Annotated in this window: 15 protein-coding genes; 14 read left to right on the plus strand and 1 reads right to left on the minus strand. The window is 40.1% G+C overall.

The window, feature by feature from the left end:
• Positions 1 to 350: 350 nt before the first annotated feature.
• The 3 genes from LXM54_RS16585 (at position 351) to sspO (ending at position 2,218) form a co-directional block, all read left to right on the plus strand.
• A complete protein-coding gene (locus LXM54_RS16585; RefSeq protein ID WP_233316346.1) occupies positions 351 to 572 on the plus strand; it encodes a YdbC family protein in 222 nt (73 codons plus the stop codon).
• Positions 573 to 800: 228 nt separating this feature from the next.
• Positions 801 to 2,012 carry an MFS transporter gene (locus tag LXM54_RS16590; RefSeq protein WP_233316347.1) on the plus strand — a complete coding sequence of 404 codons (1,212 nt, stop codon included), beginning with the start codon at positions 801 to 803 and terminating at the stop codon, positions 2,010 to 2,012.
• Positions 2,013 to 2,083: 71 nt separating this feature from the next.
• Positions 2,084 to 2,218 (plus strand): small acid-soluble spore protein O, encoded by a 135-nt coding sequence (sspO, locus tag LXM54_RS16595; protein WP_233316348.1) that lies wholly within the window; start codon positions 2,084 to 2,086, stop codon positions 2,216 to 2,218.
• Between the two features lie 35 nt (positions 2,219 to 2,253).
• Here the strand turns inward: sspO and LXM54_RS16600 are convergent, their stop codons facing one another.
• Complete coding sequence (locus tag LXM54_RS16600; protein WP_233316349.1) at positions 2,254 to 3,414, minus strand: endonuclease; 1,161 nt, start codon at positions 3,412 to 3,414, stop codon at positions 2,254 to 2,256.
• 191 nt (positions 3,415 to 3,605) lie between these two features.
• Between LXM54_RS16600 and pepF the strand changes: the two genes are divergently transcribed.
• From pepF to LXM54_RS16655, 11 genes are all read left to right on the plus strand, one after another.
• On the plus strand, positions 3,606 to 5,417 hold the full coding sequence (gene pepF, locus LXM54_RS16605) for an oligoendopeptidase F (RefSeq protein ID WP_233316350.1): 1,812 nt from the start codon (positions 3,606 to 3,608) through the stop codon (positions 5,415 to 5,417).
• 116 nt (positions 5,418 to 5,533) lie between these two features.
• Complete coding sequence (locus tag LXM54_RS16610; protein WP_233316351.1) at positions 5,534 to 6,148, plus strand: acetate uptake transporter; 615 nt, start codon at positions 5,534 to 5,536, stop codon at positions 6,146 to 6,148.
• 168 nt (positions 6,149 to 6,316) lie between these two features.
• On the plus strand, positions 6,317 to 6,490 hold the full coding sequence (locus LXM54_RS16615; RefSeq protein WP_233316352.1) for a hypothetical protein: 174 nt from the start codon (positions 6,317 to 6,319) through the stop codon (positions 6,488 to 6,490).
• A gap of 774 nt (positions 6,491 to 7,264) precedes the next feature.
• The gene (locus tag LXM54_RS16620; RefSeq protein ID WP_233316353.1) at positions 7,265 to 8,236 is read left to right on the plus strand and encodes an ABC transporter ATP-binding protein; all 972 of its coding nucleotides are present in this window, start codon (positions 7,265 to 7,267) and stop codon (positions 8,234 to 8,236) included.
• 24 nt (positions 8,237 to 8,260) lie between these two features.
• On the plus strand, positions 8,261 to 9,265 hold the full coding sequence (locus LXM54_RS16625) for an ABC transporter ATP-binding protein (protein ID WP_233316418.1): 1,005 nt from the start codon (positions 8,261 to 8,263) through the stop codon (positions 9,263 to 9,265).
• Between the two features lie 85 nt (positions 9,266 to 9,350).
• The gene (locus LXM54_RS16630; protein ID WP_233316354.1) at positions 9,351 to 11,084 is read left to right on the plus strand and encodes a peptide-binding protein; all 1,734 of its coding nucleotides are present in this window, start codon (positions 9,351 to 9,353) and stop codon (positions 11,082 to 11,084) included.
• Positions 11,085 to 11,313: 229 nt separating this feature from the next.
• Positions 11,314 to 12,276 carry an ABC transporter permease gene (locus tag LXM54_RS16635; RefSeq protein ID WP_233316355.1) on the plus strand — a complete coding sequence of 321 codons (963 nt, stop codon included), beginning with the start codon at positions 11,314 to 11,316 and terminating at the stop codon, positions 12,274 to 12,276.
• A gap of 12 nt (positions 12,277 to 12,288) precedes the next feature.
• Positions 12,289 to 13,209: an oligopeptide ABC transporter permease gene (opp4C, locus tag LXM54_RS16640; RefSeq protein ID WP_233316356.1), complete on the plus strand. Its 921-nt coding sequence runs from the start codon at positions 12,289 to 12,291 to the stop codon at positions 13,207 to 13,209.
• Between the two features lie 135 nt (positions 13,210 to 13,344).
• A complete protein-coding gene (locus tag LXM54_RS16645; RefSeq protein WP_233316357.1) occupies positions 13,345 to 15,012 on the plus strand; it encodes a sensor histidine kinase in 1,668 nt (555 codons plus the stop codon).
• Positions 15,009 to 15,758 carry a LytR/AlgR family response regulator transcription factor gene (locus LXM54_RS16650; protein WP_233316358.1) on the plus strand — a complete coding sequence of 250 codons (750 nt, stop codon included), beginning with the start codon at positions 15,009 to 15,011 and terminating at the stop codon, positions 15,756 to 15,758. The genes LXM54_RS16645 and LXM54_RS16650 overlap by 4 nt, the downstream gene beginning before the upstream one ends.
• Before the next feature lie 152 nt (positions 15,759 to 15,910).
• On the plus strand, positions 15,911 to 17,143 hold the full coding sequence (locus LXM54_RS16655; RefSeq protein WP_233316359.1) for an L-lactate MFS transporter: 1,233 nt from the start codon (positions 15,911 to 15,913) through the stop codon (positions 17,141 to 17,143).
• Positions 17,144 to 17,352: the final 209 nt, after the last annotated feature.

Below are 17,352 nucleotides of genomic sequence, written 5' to 3' on the forward strand. Positions count from 1 at the left end.
TTCCAAGAGTGCTTTTTTTTGAACCTATTTTTAAAAAATTAGTCGAAAAACTATAGGAATACGCTTACAAAACAGTAGAGGTGAACATATGATGTATTAATAATAAAAGGAAGGGGGAATAAATGATGTTTCCTGAAGCTCTTCCTTCTTTAGTTTGGATACTCTACTATTTATTTATTGTGCTGACAATGCGTCATTAAAGCCAAGGACAACCTTTTCTTAGGCGGGTAAGAGCCCGCCTATTTTATTTGCATGTAAATAAGCGCCTAAATCTTTGCAGAAGATATATAATATAAGAATATATACGTTAAATAATTTAAGCATTCATATACATATTAGGAGGTAGTTTTGTGGCAGAGATAAAATTTGAAATCACCGAGCATATTACAGTCCTGTCTGAATCGCCGAAAGGCTGGACGAAAGAGCTGAATCTAATTAGCTGGAATGGAAGGGAACCGAAGTACGATATTCGGGACTGGGCTCCAAATCATGAGAAAATGGGCAAGGGGGTTACCCTTGATTTGGACGAGGTATTGAAACTGAAAAAGGCTTTACAGGATTCAGAGTTATAATATTATGTAAGGGAAATATACAGACAGCTCTGTACATTTTTTTTACACGAAAAATTTTCACAAAATAGTCGAAAAGCTTCTAAAGGTAGGCAGAGTAACCATTGCAGCAGCCTTTTCTTCGTGAAACATAAATTTCGGGAATGAAAGTAATTCCTATATATGTTATTATTGAGAATATTGAAACTACTCATCGGATATACTCTGATGCAGCTTAGGAGCGCGAACGGCATGTTAAGGTGGAAGCGTAATTTGCTTGTTTTATGGGTCGGAGTGTTTTTTACGGCAGCGAGTTTTTATATGGTCATCCCGTTTTTGCCGATTTTCCTGCTGGAGATTAATGTTCATGACCATACAGAATTATGGGCAGGCATTTTGTTCAGTTCGGCTTTTTTTGCAGGAGCGCTTTCCTCGCCGTTTTGGGGCAGGATAGCAGATAAGTATGGCAGAAAGCCAATGATAGTCAGAGCAGGCTTCGTTTTATTTATTATCTACACATTAGCTGCTTTTGTGACTAACCCATATGAGTTATTGGTTTTACGAATATTGCAAGGGCTTCTTTCCGGCTTTATTCCAGGGGCAATTGCTTTAGTCGGGACGAATACACCGACAGAGAAAGTAGGTTACGCTTTATCGATGATCTCCACCGCAAGTGCTACAGGAGGAATAGTCGGTCCGCTGCTTGGCGGACTGCTTTCAGAGCTAGTCGGCAACAGGCTGGCATTTGCGAGTGCTGGGTTCATTGTTTTCCTTGCAACATTCCTGATTATATTTTTTGTGAAGGAAGAGAATTTCAAGCCTAGCAAGGAAAAGGGCTCTGTCAAAAATGACATTAAGGTTGCGTGGTCAAACCGTCCGCTTATGCTTGTCATGCTGTTGACAGTCGTCACTTCTTGCTCAATCCTTTCGATTGAACCTATTTTGCCGCTGTACATTGTTGATCTTGGCGGCTCTAAAGAAAATGCTTCTTTGCTTGCGGGGGTTGTTTTCTCTTTGCCTGGGATAGCTAGTGTATTGTTTGCTCCGTACTGGGGGAAATGGGCTGATAAGATCGGCTTCAACAGAATATTATTTATCGGCCTCCTTGGAGGCGGATTAGGCACATTTTCGCAAATCATTTTCCAAGATATTTGGGGTTTTTCCATTACCCGCTTTATCTTCGGCATTTTCTTCTGCGCCGTTTTCCCTGCATTGAACGGACTTGTCGTTAGATCAACTTCAGAGGATTTCCGCGGCAGAGCTTTTGGTTTGAACCAGACGGCCAACCAAATTGGCGGTATGATTGGTCCAATGGTTGGTGGATTTTTAGGAGGTATTTTCCCTGCATATAGTGTTTTCATTTTGACAGGCGTTATGCTTCTGGCAGCAGCAGCGATTGCTTATCAGAAGGATGACAGCCTAAAGCAGACTGTATTTAAAAAAGTCATGCATGGTAAAGGATAATCGCACCCACTGCTTATGCTGTACATAATAATAAAATTTGTTACGTACAATAAGCTTTGGGGGTGAAGATTATGACTACAAAAAAACGTGATAAGCAAGAAGACATAAAAGGGAACTTTTCAAAAGCTTACGACCATGAATTCGCAAATGAACCATTGTCTGCAGCAGAAAAGCTTAATAATAAGAAAACAAAAAAACGTCAATAACAAAACGGGCCGCTGTTTGCCGGCCCGTTTTGCTTTTACCAAATAACTTCTACCCACTCAGGGTGATCAATAAATGGATTGCGGTTATGCTGATAATCTTGATAAATTACTTCATTCCTGTTTCTTTCAAAATCGTCAACAGGATCAAGTTCGTTCCAGCGCTTCAATGTGGACAGTTTGCCATGGAGCGGGGCAGAACCGTTATTCACATTTTCTGTTACCTCTAAGTCAAGTTCGCCGCTATCACCTTCATAGCGCACAGCCATATAAAATATCATACGTGCAATGTCGCCTTTAACTTCATCCCGCGGTTCCCAAGAATCGCTGTCAGCATATGTATCTGGCGCTTCTTTTTGGGCAGTTCCTCCATCATCAAAATCCTTGTTGCCACGTGATGAATTAACGGAAACATCAGTAGGTCGCAAGTGATGCAGATCTGTTCCTGCTCCCATTGCTGTGCCAAAGTCACCATGGGATTTCGCCCATACATGCTCTCTGTTCCATGAATCGACACCGCTGCCGTTAGTCGTTTTGCTTTGCGATCTGCCTGTATAAAGCAGAATGACGTTATTGCTGTTGTTAGGGTCTTCATCTGTATGACGCAGCGCATCCCAAACCGCGCTGTAGGAAAGCTCTGTATGATCATCAATAATCTCATGTAAAGCAGTTTTTAAAGCTTCGCCAGTTTTACCTGAGGCACTGTTATAGTAACCTTCATAGTTATCAGAAGGTGTAGGTGTGCTTCCTGTATCTTCTTCAGGCTCTTCGGGCAATTCCCCTGCAGCACTTATTGACATAGCTGTTACATTTTTTAAACCAGGATGAGAGAAGTAGGCGGCAGTGCTGCCAGTCACTTTTATTTTCGTGCCAATTAATTCTGGATTCGTTTTTAGTCCAAAGCTTCCTCGAAAGGAGGAGGGAATTTGAACATAAAGCATGGAGCCAGTTGCTTTCTCTGCTGGACTGTCTGCGAGTGCTAGGGCATAATCGTCAGAGAAGCTGCTCGTCTGAATGGAGGAAGCTGAAATGGGCTTTCCGACTATGTAACCTTCTACTGTCTGAACTGACCCGTTTTGAGTTTTAATTGCATTCGTTACGGAAAGAGTGGCTGCTCTCGGTGAAACTGTGAAATAAGACGACACCGCTATAGCAGCGATTACTGCAAGCAAAACAAAAATTTTTGAGCTTTTTTTCATTTTCTGCCTCCCATACAAAAATTAAATGCTCTTATAAAATAACATGTTTATATGGAGTAAGTTGTAGAAAAGTGTAAAGAATTTGCTATTATAAATTAATTTAGTAAATTATTTGAAAATTTACAGTTTTCTTATATAATAAAGTTATTCGTTTCGAATGGCGAAATATATGAAAAAGGGGAGAAGCTTACATGAATAAGCTGCAAGGTAAGACGCTGGCAAGGAAGGATGTTTCTGTTGAAGAAACGTGGAACTTAACCGATTTATTTCCTTGTGAAAAAGCATGGAAAATGGAGCTCGATGCTATTACCCAAGACATGGAAAAGTTTGCTGAATATAGAGGAAGTCTTGGAAACAGTGCGATAAATTTACTTCAGTGCCTTCTTGAAAGGGATTCATTATCTGAACGGCTTTCCCGTGTACTTACATATGCAAGCTTGCTTCAATCCGCCGATGGGACAGACCCTAATAATCAAGCAAATGAGGCGATTGCGGCATCTGTTTATGCTGCTGCACGCGCAAATAATTCCTTTATTGATTCAGAAATACTTGCTCTATCGGAGAAGAAAGTCCGTGAGTTTATGAATCAAGAAAGCGGGTTGCAGGATTACAAAAAAACACTGGAGGATTTATTTGAGGCGAAAGCTCATATACTTTCCCCAGAAACAGAGGAAGCCTTAGCTGCATACAGTGAGATTCATGAAGCTCCTTATATGATTTACCAGCGCAGCAAAACATCAGATATGAGCTTCTCATCTTTTACAACAGCAGATGGAACAGAGTATCCTTTAACATTTAATTTATATGCAAAGTATGAGGAGTCGCCTGATACGGAAATTCGCCGTAATGCCTATGACGCTTTCATTCAAACATTAAATCAGTACAAAAATACATATGCAGCTACATATGCAACAGAAGTGAAGAAGCAAGTGGTTGAAGCCAGATTGCGTAACTATGATTCTGTTACAGATATGCTGTTATTTGAACAGCAAGTAACAAAGGAAATGTACCATAACCAGCTTGACACAATATTAACAGAGCTTGCTCCTCATATGCGCCGCTACGCCGCATTAAAAAGACAAGCACTAGGTCTTGATAAATTGCTGTACAGTGATCTAAAAGCTCCTCTTGATTCAGACTTTAATCCTGAAGTGACATATGATGAAGCAGCAGAGCTTGTGCTTGAAGCACTGCAGGTAATGGGGCCGGATTATGCAGAAATTATGAGACAAGGACTTGAGAACCGCTGGGTAGACAGAGCAGATAATATTGGCAAGCGATCTGGCGCCTTTTGTTCAAGTCCATATGGAGCACATCCGTATATTATGATGACATGGAATAATTCCATGCGAAATGCATTTACTCTTGCACATGAGCTCGGACATGCAGGACATTTCGTTTTGGCAGGACAGAATCAGTCCATTTCTAATACACGTCCATCACGGTATTTTGTGGAAGCACCGTCAACCATGAACGAAATGCTGCTCAGCAGACATATTTTAGAAAAATCGGATAATGACAGAATGCGTCGTTGGGTTATTCTCCAATCACTCGGGACATACTACCATAATTTTGTGACACATATATTGGAGGGAGAGCTGCAGCGCCGTATTTATGAACTTGCTGAAGCAGGAACACCGATAACCGCCAAACTGTTATGTGAACAAAATCTCGAGCTGCTTGCAGCATTTTGGGGCGACAGTGTGGAGTTGGATGAGGGAGCAGGATTGACTTGGATGCGCCAGCCGCATTACTATATGGGTCTTTATCCGTATACGTATTCAGCAGGTCTGACAGCTTCCACTGCTGCTGCGTTAATGATTCAAAAAGAGGGTCAGCCTGCTGTAGATCGTTGGCTTGCGGCTCTTAAGGCAGGGGGAACAGTAAAACCTCTTGAATTAATGAAGCTTGCAAATGTGGATATGTCGACACCTGAACCTATCAGTACAGCGGTTGCTTATGTTGGCAGCTTAATAGATGAACTCGAACAAAGCTTTTATTAAAGTTTGAACATCCTTGCAACTATTGCAAGGATGTTTTTTTATGAAAAATAGGATTGACACACTCCTGCTAATCTTATACATTACATAAGTATGTTTTTTTATTATAGGAGGAATTTATGAGCAACAAGAACTATACCCAAGTAAAAATGGTGACGGCAGATCCATCTGCACTTGGACTATTCGGTCTGGCAATGGTGACATTGGTGGCATCTTCACAAAAACTTGGTTTAACAGAAGGGTTATCTTTTATTCTGCCGTGGGCGTTCTTTTTGGGTGGATTGGCTCAATTGATCGCTGCTTTGCTTGATGCGAAGCATAATAATATTTTTGGAACAACTGCTTTTGCAGCATTTGGTCTATTCTGGTTTGGCGTAGGCTTTTCCTGGTTACTCCAACTTGGAGCGTTTGGCGAGGTATTGGCGCAAAATGTTGACCCTAAACAGCTGGGCTTTGCATTTATCGGCTATTTAATTTTCAGCCTTTTCATGACAATTGGGGCAATGGAAACACATAAGGTATTATTCTTTATCTTTGTTTTTATTGATATATTATTTATTGGATTGTCCTTAAGTTCTTTTGATGTGATGTATGAAGTGACACATATGATTGCAGGTGTGGCAGAGCTTTGTATTGCCCTGTTATCCTTCTATGGATGTGGCGCGATTGTGCTGAATACTCATTTTGGAAAAACGGTACTGCCAATCGGAAAACCTTTTGGCGTTTTTAAATAAGATTACGAAAAAGAGTCTATCTATAGGCTCTTTTTTTTGCTCAAAATAATTTATCTATATTAAAGCAATACCTAGAGGATTTGTTGGCATTTCTAATGGAAAATTCTATAATATTTCGTTAAAATAAGTAATTGGCGATATAGTGACATGCTGATGATGGAGGTATATATGATTAGTGAGCTTCAAAAAAACATAAAAGACCTTTCGGAAGAGGAAGCAAAATCTTTGCTGCTGCAAACGGCTCTTTATTTGCAGATGATGAAGGACGCCGACCTCATTTCACAACAGGAAATCATGAAGGAGCTTAGCGATGATATTATGGATAAGCTTATGTCCCGATAATCATCTCTTAGTTTACATACATACTGCAATAATCCAAAACTATCTCCTCCCCCTATCTATGAAGGAGGCTTTTTTGGCTTCCTTTTCCCCGTTAATCCTTTAAATAGATAACAATAAAAAGGAATAATATTATTCACCTGAACGTTTTTTTTACACATATTTAATAATGTTTGGACGTATTTATAGTTAAATTTCTTTTTTAATATATAAAAAGGATAATTTAATTATTTTAAGTTTAGAAAGACTAAACGGTATTTTAGTAGGAGTTTTATTGTTATATCAATATATTTTATCGGTTTAGTTGTGGACATTTGTTGTCCACCCTAAAGAAACAATTGTCTTTATTAATTGTCGATTTTTGTTTCTCGTTCAGTTACATCAAGTTTTCACTATAATTATATTAGTTGTTAGTTGCACAGGATTTAAATCATGAATGGATAGCTGTTTAGAATAGTTATTATATTTGTATACTGTATTTCGTTTTAGAGAGTTGTATCTACAATAGTAGAAATGGAGGAAAACAGTGGGGATTTCTACTAAAAACCTAGATGATTCTACAAAAAATCTATTTTTCTGAAAAATTTGTCTTTACAAGAATAATAGAAAGGTATTATATTATTTATCAAAACGGTTTCTATTTTCAGAATAATTTTTTTAATTAAAAAGTTCCCTCAATTCAAAATTGATTATCAGATTTCATCCTACCAATTTATTACTACCCAAGAAATTAAACTTAAAACACAATAATTCAAGGATTTTAGCAGAGGTGAGTATATGACTAAACATGCGTTATTAGAAGTGGAAGGTTTAAAAACGTATTTTCAAGTAGATAAACACAGAGTTGCAAAAGCTGTGGATGGCGTTGATTTCTCTATAAATCCTGGTGAGACAGTGGCGCTGGTTGGTGAGTCAGGTTCAGGCAAAAGTATAACCTCACTGTCTATAATGAAGCTCGTCGGAAAGCCGGGAAAAATTAAGGGAGGGCAGATTCGCTTTAACGGCGAGGATATTGTCCCCTTTTCTAACAAACAGATGGCAAAGCTGCGGGGCAGTGAGATTGCCATGGTATTCCAAGAGCCGATGACCGCATTAAATCCAGTCTTCACGATTGGAAATCAGCTTATGGAAACAATTCGCAAGCATAAAAAAGTCTCAAAGGAAGAAGCGCGAATCAGAGCCGTTGAGCTATTAAGAATTGTCGGCTTCCCAAGGGCTGAAGAGACAATTAATGAATATCCTCACCAACTTTCCGGAGGGATGCGTCAGCGTGCGATGATTGCTATTGCCATTTCATGTGAGCCGAAGCTGCTGATTGCCGATGAGCCGACAACCGCTCTTGATGTAACGATTCAAGCGCAAATTCTTGATTTGTTAGATGAGATGAAGAAAAAGTTCAACATGGCAGTACTGCTGATAACGCATGACTTAGGTGTCGTAGCTGAATATGCTGACAGGGTCATGGTTATGTATGGCGGACAGATTGTTGAACAGGCGGAAGTAAACAAGATGTTCATTGAGCCGAAGCATCCGTATACGAATGGACTTCTGGAAAGTTTGCCGAAATTAGAGGATGACGTAAGCAGACTTGGTGTTATTAAAGGGACAGTACCGCCTGCCTATGATTTTCCTGTTGGCTGCCGTTTTTCTGACCGCTGTAAACATGTAATGGATAAATGCCGTGTTAGCAATCCTAATCTTCTAGATGTGGAACAAAACCATAAGGTGCGCTGCTACCTGTATGAATAGGAGGAATAAAATTTTATGTCATTAATGGAGCAAGATTTACGAAAAAAGACAGAAGAAGATTACATACTTCAAGCGAAAAACATAAAAAAATACTTTCCAATTAAGGGCGGAGTCCTAAAGCATACAGTTGGCAACGTTAAGGCGGTCGATGATATTTCATTAAATGTTATCAGAGGGGAAACGCTTGGACTTGTAGGTGAATCAGGCTCTGGAAAATCTACGCTAGGACGAGTTATTCTAAGACTCCTTGATCCGACAGAAGGCAGCATTGTCTTTGAAGATAAGGATATTTCAACTTTAAACAACAGAAAGATGCGCCCCATTAGAAAGGATATGCAGATTGTATTTCAAGATCCATTTGCCTCATTAAATGGAAAAATGAGTGTTCAAGAGCTGATTGAAGAGCCGCTGCTAGTTCAGACGAACTTAAACCGACGTGAGCGGGAAGAAAAAGCAATCAGCTTACTTGAGAAGGTAGGGCTTCGGGCAGATGCGAAATCGAAGTATCCTCATGAGTTTTCCGGTGGACAAAGACAGCGGATCAGCATCGCGAGAGCACTAGCGCTGAATCCTAAATTCATTGTCTGTGATGAGCCAGTTTCTGCATTAGATGTTTCCATTCAGGCACAGGTGCTTAACTTGATGGCAGATCTTCAGGAAGAATTCAATTTAACCTATCTATTTATTGCCCATGATTTGAGTGTTGTTAAACATATAAGTGACCGTGTCGCAGTCATGTATTTAGGAAGGATAGCGGAATTGGCACCGAAAAAAGGTCTATATGAAACACCGCTTCATCCATATACACAGGCGCTTTTATCCGCAGTTCCGACAACGGATGTAACAAGAAAGAGAGAAAAGATTATCCTCAAAGGGGATTTGCCAAGCCCGTCCAATCCACCGACAGGCTGTACATTCAGAACACGCTGTCCGAAAGCGCATGAAAGATGTGCAATCGTGCGCCCTGATTTAACGGAAGTGTCAGAAGGCCACTTCGTTGCTTGTCACTTATACACGAAGGAAGACTGAGTATTCTGCCGTTTAAGGAGGTGGTGTGTCGATTTTGAGTTTGGTTTGCTTTTTCTACAGATAATTATTTTAAGGGGGAAAGACGTTGAAAAAGAAAAATTGGTTACTTGTATTAGGCTTTACCTTAATATTCGGGATCTTGGCGGCGTGCAGCAACTCAAGCGACGACACGAATTCTGAGCCTGGCGAAGCAGTTGATGGAGGCACGGTAACTGGTGCGATGGATACAGCTCCTGCTGGTTTATTCAACCCAATTTTCTATGCTGATGCATATGAAAACAATATCTTAACTTTAACGCATGAAGGATTATTAGGACAAGATAAGAACCTTGATTTTATTCCGAAATTAGCAAAAGACTGGGAATTTAACGAAGACCAAACAGAAGTGACATTCCACTTAGAAGAAAACGTGAAATGGCATGATGGCGAGCCATTCACAGCAAACGATGTTGTATTTACATACAAATCGATTGCAAGCCCTGGTTATGTAGAGGCTGGCGGTCTGCGTACACAATATGTTTCAAGACTGTTAGGCTATGAGGATTTCTCTACTGGCAAAACAGATGAATTCCAAGGTGTTGTTGCAGTTGACGACCACACTGTAACATTCAAATTCGCTGAGCCGAATGTATTGGCCCTTTCTGATTCAAGCTTCCCAATCATTCCTGAGCATATCTTTAAAGATGTTGCCATTGCTGACATGCCAAAAGCTGAAGGCACAACAAAAGCAGGCAAAATTGTTGGTACTGGTCCATTTAAATTAACGGACGTTGTAGAAGGCGAGCAATATGTTTTAGAGAAAAACGACGACTACTGGCAAGGTGCACCTAAACTTGACAGCATCGTGTGGAAGGTTGTAGACCAATCTGTCATCCTAGGTATGCTTGAAAGCGGTGAAGTGGACTTTGTAGCAGATCCAACTGGTATCCAGGCTGCAGATTATGAGACAGTTGCTGCAAATGAAAATGTTGAAATTATTGAACAGCCAGATTTCGGTTACCAAGTATTAGGTATGATGGTTAACCATCGTGAACAAGGCGACACATCTATCGATCCATCAAAATGGACAGAAAATACGAAGCTATCCGATCAAAAAGTCCGTCAGGCAATTGCTTATGCTGTTGACCGCGAAGCGATCATCAACGGATTGCTGTACGGCAAAGGGGTAATTCAAAACTCTCCTATCGCAACACAATTCTGGGCATATGATGATACAAAGCCTAACCAATATGCATTTGATGCAGAAAAAGCAAAATCACTATTAGATGAAGCAGGCTATAAAGATACAAATGGCGACGGCTTCCGTGAAGATCCAGATGGAAAAGAGTGGGTGTTGAACCTGAACTATCCATTAGGAAACCAAATTCGTGAAAAATCAGCACCAATCATTCAAGAATATCTTGAAGCTGTCGGAATCAAAATTGACTTGCGTCAGCCAAAACAAGCTGCTGCATACTTTGAAGACCTAGAAAAGAATGCACAAGATTGGGATCTATACTTGCTTGGCTGGAGCTTAGACAGCACAGACCCAGATCCGAGCGGCTTATGGTCTGCTAATGCTGCTTACAACTATTCCCGTTGGAATAACCCTGAAGCAGAACAGCTGTTAAAAGACGCATTTACACCACCAGATGCGTTTGAACAGGATTACAGAAAAGAGAAATACAGCGAATGGCAAGTGAAGTTCTCTGAAGATCTTCCAGCATTAATCCTGTATGCTCAAAACAGCTTATGGGCGCATAACAAACGTCTTCAAGGCATAGATGTATTGCCGTACTCATTCTTGAACAACACACATTTATGGAGTGTGACTGAGTAATTAAAGGTTAATTAGATGGGGCTTTCGTATTTTGGGAAATTCCGCATATTAACAGGAAATTTACTTATATGCGGGGCCTGTTCCTTAAAGAAAGCCCCTTTTAAATTCTTGTTATTTTGGTTCATTTCGTGTGGTGCTGCGGTCTGTACGAAATGAACCAAATAATGGTTCAATCCGGCTGCAACTTTAGCAGCTTTATATTTACATCATAAGAAATGGAGGGGGAGCAATGTATAAGTATATTATTCGTCGCGTATTAGTGTTCATTCCAATGCTATTCGCTTTGACTGTCATCGTGTTTGGCTTAATGCAGGCGGCTCCTGGCGATCCCTTTACTGGAAAGCTTGATCCGAATGTAGACCCAGAAGTATATGAACAGCAAAAAGAAGCTTTAGGGTTGAATGACCCAATTTATGTGCAATATTTCCGCTGGTTAGGAAATATGCTTCAGGGGGACTTTGGGGAATCAATTGTGTATAAGGGACGTGAAGTAACTGACTTGCTTGAATCACGAGTTAGCAATACACTCACGCTAGGAACCTTTTCTTTATTTATTACGATTTTATTTTCCATTCCGATCGGGATTTACTCAGCAAGAAAACCATATTCTATACTTGACTACACAGTAACAACCTTCAGCTTTTTCGGGCTTGCTATTCCGAGTTTCTTCTTCGGTTTGGTGGCAATTTATTTCTTCGCCATCCAGCTCGGCTGGTTCCCGTCACAAGGAACGGTCTCGAGTCCGAATCTGCAAGGAGCAGAGCTTTTCTGGGATAAAATCCATCATTTAATCCTGCCTGGATTAACATTAGGTTTAGGTGGAATGGCTACATATACTCGCTATATGCGCTCAGAGGTGCTCGATGTGCTGTCAGGAGATTATATCCGTACAGCCAGAGCAAAAGGAATGACAGAAAATACAGTATTGTACAAGCATACATTAAGAAATGCCTTGATTCCGATTGTGACATTGCTTGGATTTGAGATTGGCGCCATTTTAGGGGGAGCCATCATTACAGAGGGTGTATATCAATATCCTGGTCTTGGGACATTGTTCATTAACTCTATTTCCAGCAAGGATTATCCTGTCATCATGGTCATTGCTTTAATGATCGGCTTCTTTACATTGCTGGGAAATCTGCTGGCAGATATCGGCTACAGTCTTGTTGACCCGAGAATTCGATACGAGTGAGGTGAATGAACAATGGAACTGAAACAACAAACGATCGAAACAGAACCAAACTTACCTTTAAAGGTAGAAAATAAAAAAAGTAAAACTCCTGGCCAGATTGCACTCGGCAGATTTTTAAAGAATAAATTAGCAGTGCTTGGTGTTATTGTTTTAACGATTATTATCCTTGCCGTCATTTTCGCACCGCTGATTACAGACCAAAGTCCAACTAAGTCAAATTTGCTGTTGGTTGAACGGGGACCAAGCGCTGATCACCCGCTCGGCAATGATGGCTCAGGAAGGGATAATCTTGCTCGTCTATTATATGGAGGACGAATTTCTCTTATCGTAGGATTCTCTGCGATGGTTTGTACGTTAGTAATTGGTGTGCTGTTAGGCTCCATTGCCGGCTACTATGGCGGAATTGTTGATGCGATCATCATGCGTATCGCTGATATCATCATGATGCTTCCATTTATTGTTATTGCTTTAACAGTAGTTTCTATTATGCCAAAGGTGTCAATCGGCAGCTTCGTTGCAATCATTGCGATAACCTCGTGGCCGAATTTAACGAGGATAATCAGGGGAACGTATTTGTCCTTGAGGGAGCAGGAATTTGTTCAAGGAGCAAAGGCAATCGGCGCAAGCGATTTCCGCATTATTTTTAAGCATTTTATTCCGAATGCTATTGGGCCGATTGTAGTTAACGCTACATTGATGATGGCAACTTATATTATCATTGAATCTGCCATGAGCTTCATCGGTTTTGGAATACCGCAGCCAACACCAACATGGGGGAATATGATTTCTGAAGCACAAAGCATCCGTATTTTACGGAACAGCCCTGAAGCATGGATACCGCCAGGACTTTGTATATTTGTCACGGTACTTTGCATCAACTTTATTGGAGACGGTCTTCGCGACGCACTTGATCCAAAAAGCAATAAGCGTTAATGAGGAAAACCTGCTAATGATTTGGCAGGTTTTTTTCTTTTATCTGGAAACAGATGAAGCTAACCTTGTTTATTGCTAATATATAATAGAAGAAAATACATACATAACATAATGGCATCAAGAGGAGGATTACAGATGTATGCGTCAATGGAAATTCAAATGCTCATTCAATTAATTGAGAGGGCAGCATTACTGCTTATTACGCTGTTTTTTTTATCAAGAGTGCCGAAATTTAAGGAAACATTGCAGAAGGAAAATCATTCTCCAACAGAATTGACGCTGATTACGATCATATTTTGCGCCTTCGCTTTGTTTGGCACGTATTCGGGAATCGAGGTAGAAGGTTCGATTGTTAATATCCGCATTATTGCAGTTATGTCCGGCGGGATTTTATTTGGACCGTGGGTCGGAATCATCACTGGAATTGTGTCAGGTGTTCATCGTTATTTAATTGATATAGGCGGGGTCACCTCTGTGCCTTGTTTAATAACAAGCATTTTGGCAGGGATTGTTGCGGGCATTATTTATTTCCGTGTAAAGAAACAAAAGAGATGGGTATACGGAATCATTGCTGGTATGATTTGCGAAATGCTGACAATGGTGCTTATTCTTGTGATGGCAGAGCCGTTCTCTCTAGGTGTGGATATTGTTGCTAAAATCGCTCTGCCGATGATATTAGGACAAGTCAGCATTGGCTTTATCGTCTTGATGATTGCGAGTGTTGAAGGAGAGAAAGAGAGAATTGCTGCAAAGCAGGCACAGCTGGCATTAGGTATTGCTAACAAAACCTTGCCGTATTTTCGGTCTATCAACAGTGAATCGCTTCATAAGATCTGCAAGATTATCCAGAAGGAGATTAAAGCAGATGCTGTGGCTATCACCGATACGATGGATGTTCTTGCATATGTCGGCTTTGGTGAAGAAAAATATAAAAACGGACATGAAATTATCAGTGGCTTAACGAAGGAAACGATAAGCAGCGGCAAGATAACAATCCGCAATAATATTGCAGACCATCATACACCGCAAATTCATTGTTTGCTAATCATCCCTCTTGAAGAAAGAGGAGTGGTAACTGGTACATTAAAGATTTACTACCGCAAAGCATATACTATCACTCATACACTTCAAACGATGGCGATTGGGCTTGCCCAAATAATTTCTACATTAATGGAGGTTTCCAGAGTCGAACAAATAAAGGAAGCAGCCAATAAAGCTGAATTGAAGGCATTACAGACAAAAATCAATCCACATTTTTTGTTCAATGCGTTAAATGCAATTGCTTCAACTACAAGACGAAATCCCGAAAAAGCTCGGGAATTGATAATCAGTTTATCTGGATATATGAGATATAACTTAGAGGTAGGAGATGAATTAATTGACATTCATCTTGCTTTACAGCAAGTCCAGGATTATATCGATATTGAAAAGGCTCGGTTTGGCAGCAAGCTGCAAGTTGAATACCATATAGATGATGTTCACATTAAAGTGCCGAGCCTTCTTATCCAGCCATTGGTTGAGAATGCCGTTGTCCATGGAATATTGAAAAGAAAAGCACCTGGCCTTATCACTATTTCAGTTGAGGACAAAGAGGAAACTATCAGGGTCAGTGTGGAGGATACAGGTGAAGGAATTAAACAGGAAATCATTGATAAGCTGTACCGCGGCGAAATGTCATCCAAACAAATAGGTCTTTCCAATGTGCATGAAAGAGTGAAGCTGATTTATGGAAAAGGACTTGTGATTGAAAGATTGAATCCTGGTACAAAAGTATATTTTGACATAACAAAGGAGAAACAATGAGAGCAATAATTGTAGAGGATGAAATTCCAGCAAAAGAAGAGCTGGAATATTTAATCGAAACACATAGTGGTATTGAAATTGTTGGTGCTTTTGAGGATGGGCTTGATGTCCTTAAGTTTTTACAGGAGGAGGAAGTAGACGCGATATTTCTTGATATCAATATCCCATCACTTGATGGCATGCTCCTTGCCGGCAATATCAGTTTGTTTGCAAAAAAGCCGTATATTATTTTTACGACAGCCTATAAGGAGCATGCAGCGCAAGCTTTTGAGCTTGAAGCGTTCGATTATATTTTAAAACCTTATGATGAAAAAAGAATTGCCGCAATGCTGAGAAAGCTGGAGACAGCTTTTGAGAAGGACTATGGCAAAGAGGAAGACAAGGGAGAAAAGGAGCCTGCTGCAGATCAAGGAGCCAGCAGGAGAATCAATCTCCGTAAAAATGAAAATATTATTGTAACAGATGTGAACGATATTTACTATGCTTCTGCAAGTGAGAAGGTGACGATTGTCTATACGAAAACAGATGAATATATGATGCCGATGAGTATTTCAGAATTTCATGCAAAGCTTCCTGAAGATTCGTTCTTTAAATGCCATCGCTCTTATACAGTCAATCTTACAAAGATCCATGAGATTGTCCCTTGGTTTAATCATACGTATATTTTAAGATTAAAAGACATTAAAGGAGAGGTGCCTGTAAGCAGAAGCAAGGTAAAGGAATTCCGACAAATTATGCAGCTATAAATGCAATTCATTCCGAAATCTTTGCAATTCATTCTGAAAACGATTTTATGAATAGTTTCGGAGGTATAATCCTTCTATAAAGAAAACGCTTAAATCTTAAGTTAAGAGTTTTATATAGGAAGAACCGAAACGAGGAAAAGAGGAGATTTCAGATGAAAAACCGCACAGAAAACCGGCTGTTAATTGTCATCGGTACAATCATTGTTCAAATGGGTCTTGGTACAATATATACGTGGAGCTTGTTCAATCAGCCGCTTGTTGATGCATTTGGCTGGAAATTAAGCTCTGTTGCTATCACCTTTTCTATTACTAGCTTCGCATTGGCATTTGCGACATTGTTTGCAGGGCGCCTGCAGGATAAATGGGGAATTCGCCGCCTAATCGCTGCATCAGGTATATTGCTCGGCGTAGGGTTGATTCTTAGCTCTCAAGCTTCATCACTCGGAATGCTTTATGTGCTTGCAGGAGTGGTTGTCGGCTTTGCCGATGGTACAGCGTATATTACAACATTATCGAATTTAATTAAGTGGTTCCCAGAGAAAAAAGGTCTTATTTCAGGTATTTCAGTAGGAGCATACGGAACTGGAAGTCTTGTGTTTAAGTATATTAATGGACATTTTATAAGTGCATACGGTGTAACGTCAGCCTTCTTATTTTGGGGTATCATCGTTCTGATTATGGTAGTCGGCGGCTCTTTCCTAGTGAGAGAAGCAAAGGTTACTTCAAGTGCAGCAGCAGGAAATGTTGCTACAAAGGATTATACAGTGAAGGAAATGCTGAAGACAAAACAGGCATACCTGCTGTTCGTCATTTTCTTTACAGCATGCATGAGCGGACTATACTTGATTGGTATTGTTAAGGATATCGGTGTTAGTCTTGCAGGTCTCGATGCAGCAACAGCTGCAAATGCAGTAGCATTAGTTGCAATCTTTAATACGACAGGCCGTATAGTTTTAGGAGCGCTGTCAGATAAAGTCGGAAGATTGAAAGTTGTTTCAGGTGCATTATTCGCAACGGCAATTGCTGTAGCAACATTGAGCTTTGTTCCATTAAACTTCCCGATATTCTTTGCTTGTGTTGCGGTTATTGCCTTCTGCTTTGGTGGAAACATTACTGTATTCCCTACGATTGTAGCAGACTTCTTCGGATTAAAGAATCAAAGCAAAAACTACGGTGTAATCTATCAAGGTTTTGGCATCGGTGCATTGGCCGGTTCCTTTATTGCAGCACTTTTAGGAGGATTTATTCCAACCTTCATTATCTTGACGATTCTCTGCATTATCTCCTTGGTAATTGCATTCACAATCAAACCGCCATACCAAGGTAAAGCGGAAAGAAAATCTAATCAGAAGCTGCCTAACATGCAGCCTTCACACAAGTACTGATATGTAAATAGTTGCTAGTCCCTCTAAAGATATTTCTTTAGAGGGGTTTTTTGCATGTTTTTGAGAGAGTTCGTATATGCATAAGGAAAGGAGCTGTTTTATGATAATTACGTCTTAAGTCTTAGATGCGATTCCTTTTTAAGTCTATGGAAAAAATATTGCTTATCCGTTATTGTATAAGCATAAGAGTAATATAATTGAAACCTTTT

The organism is Bacillus sp. Au-Bac7, assembly GCF_021341655.1.
In the GTDB taxonomy this organism is placed as follows: domain Bacteria; phylum Bacillota; class Bacilli; order Bacillales; family Cytobacillaceae; genus Niallia.

Bases quoted from the DNA above. Each gene is read 5' to 3' on its own strand.
- LXM54_RS16655 (WP_233316359.1), top strand. From the start codon at position 15,911: ATGAAAAACCGCACAGAAAACCGGCTGTTAATTGTCATCGGTACAATC.
- LXM54_RS16650 (WP_233316358.1), top strand. From the start codon at position 15,009: ATGAGAGCAATAATTGTAGAGGATGAAATTCCAGCAAAAGAAGAGCTG.
- LXM54_RS16600 (WP_233316349.1), bottom strand. From the start codon at position 3,414: ATGAAAAAAAGCTCAAAAATTTTTGTTTTGCTTGCAGTAATCGCTGCT.
- LXM54_RS16590 (WP_233316347.1), top strand. From the start codon at position 801: ATGTTAAGGTGGAAGCGTAATTTGCTTGTTTTATGGGTCGGAGTGTTT.
- LXM54_RS16645 (WP_233316357.1), top strand. From the start codon at position 13,345: ATGTATGCGTCAATGGAAATTCAAATGCTCATTCAATTAATTGAGAGG.
- pepF (WP_233316350.1), top strand. From the start codon at position 3,606: ATGAATAAGCTGCAAGGTAAGACGCTGGCAAGGAAGGATGTTTCTGTT.
- LXM54_RS16615 (WP_233316352.1), top strand. From the start codon at position 6,317: ATGATTAGTGAGCTTCAAAAAAACATAAAAGACCTTTCGGAAGAGGAA.
- LXM54_RS16635 (WP_233316355.1), top strand. From the start codon at position 11,314: ATGTATAAGTATATTATTCGTCGCGTATTAGTGTTCATTCCAATGCTA.
- opp4C (WP_233316356.1), top strand. From the start codon at position 12,289: ATGGAACTGAAACAACAAACGATCGAAACAGAACCAAACTTACCTTTA.
- LXM54_RS16625 (WP_233316418.1), top strand. From the start codon at position 8,261: ATGGAGCAAGATTTACGAAAAAAGACAGAAGAAGATTACATACTTCAA.
- LXM54_RS16610 (WP_233316351.1), top strand. From the start codon at position 5,534: ATGAGCAACAAGAACTATACCCAAGTAAAAATGGTGACGGCAGATCCA.
- LXM54_RS16620 (WP_233316353.1), top strand. From the start codon at position 7,265: ATGACTAAACATGCGTTATTAGAAGTGGAAGGTTTAAAAACGTATTTT.
- sspO (WP_233316348.1), top strand. From the start codon at position 2,084: ATGACTACAAAAAAACGTGATAAGCAAGAAGACATAAAAGGGAACTTT.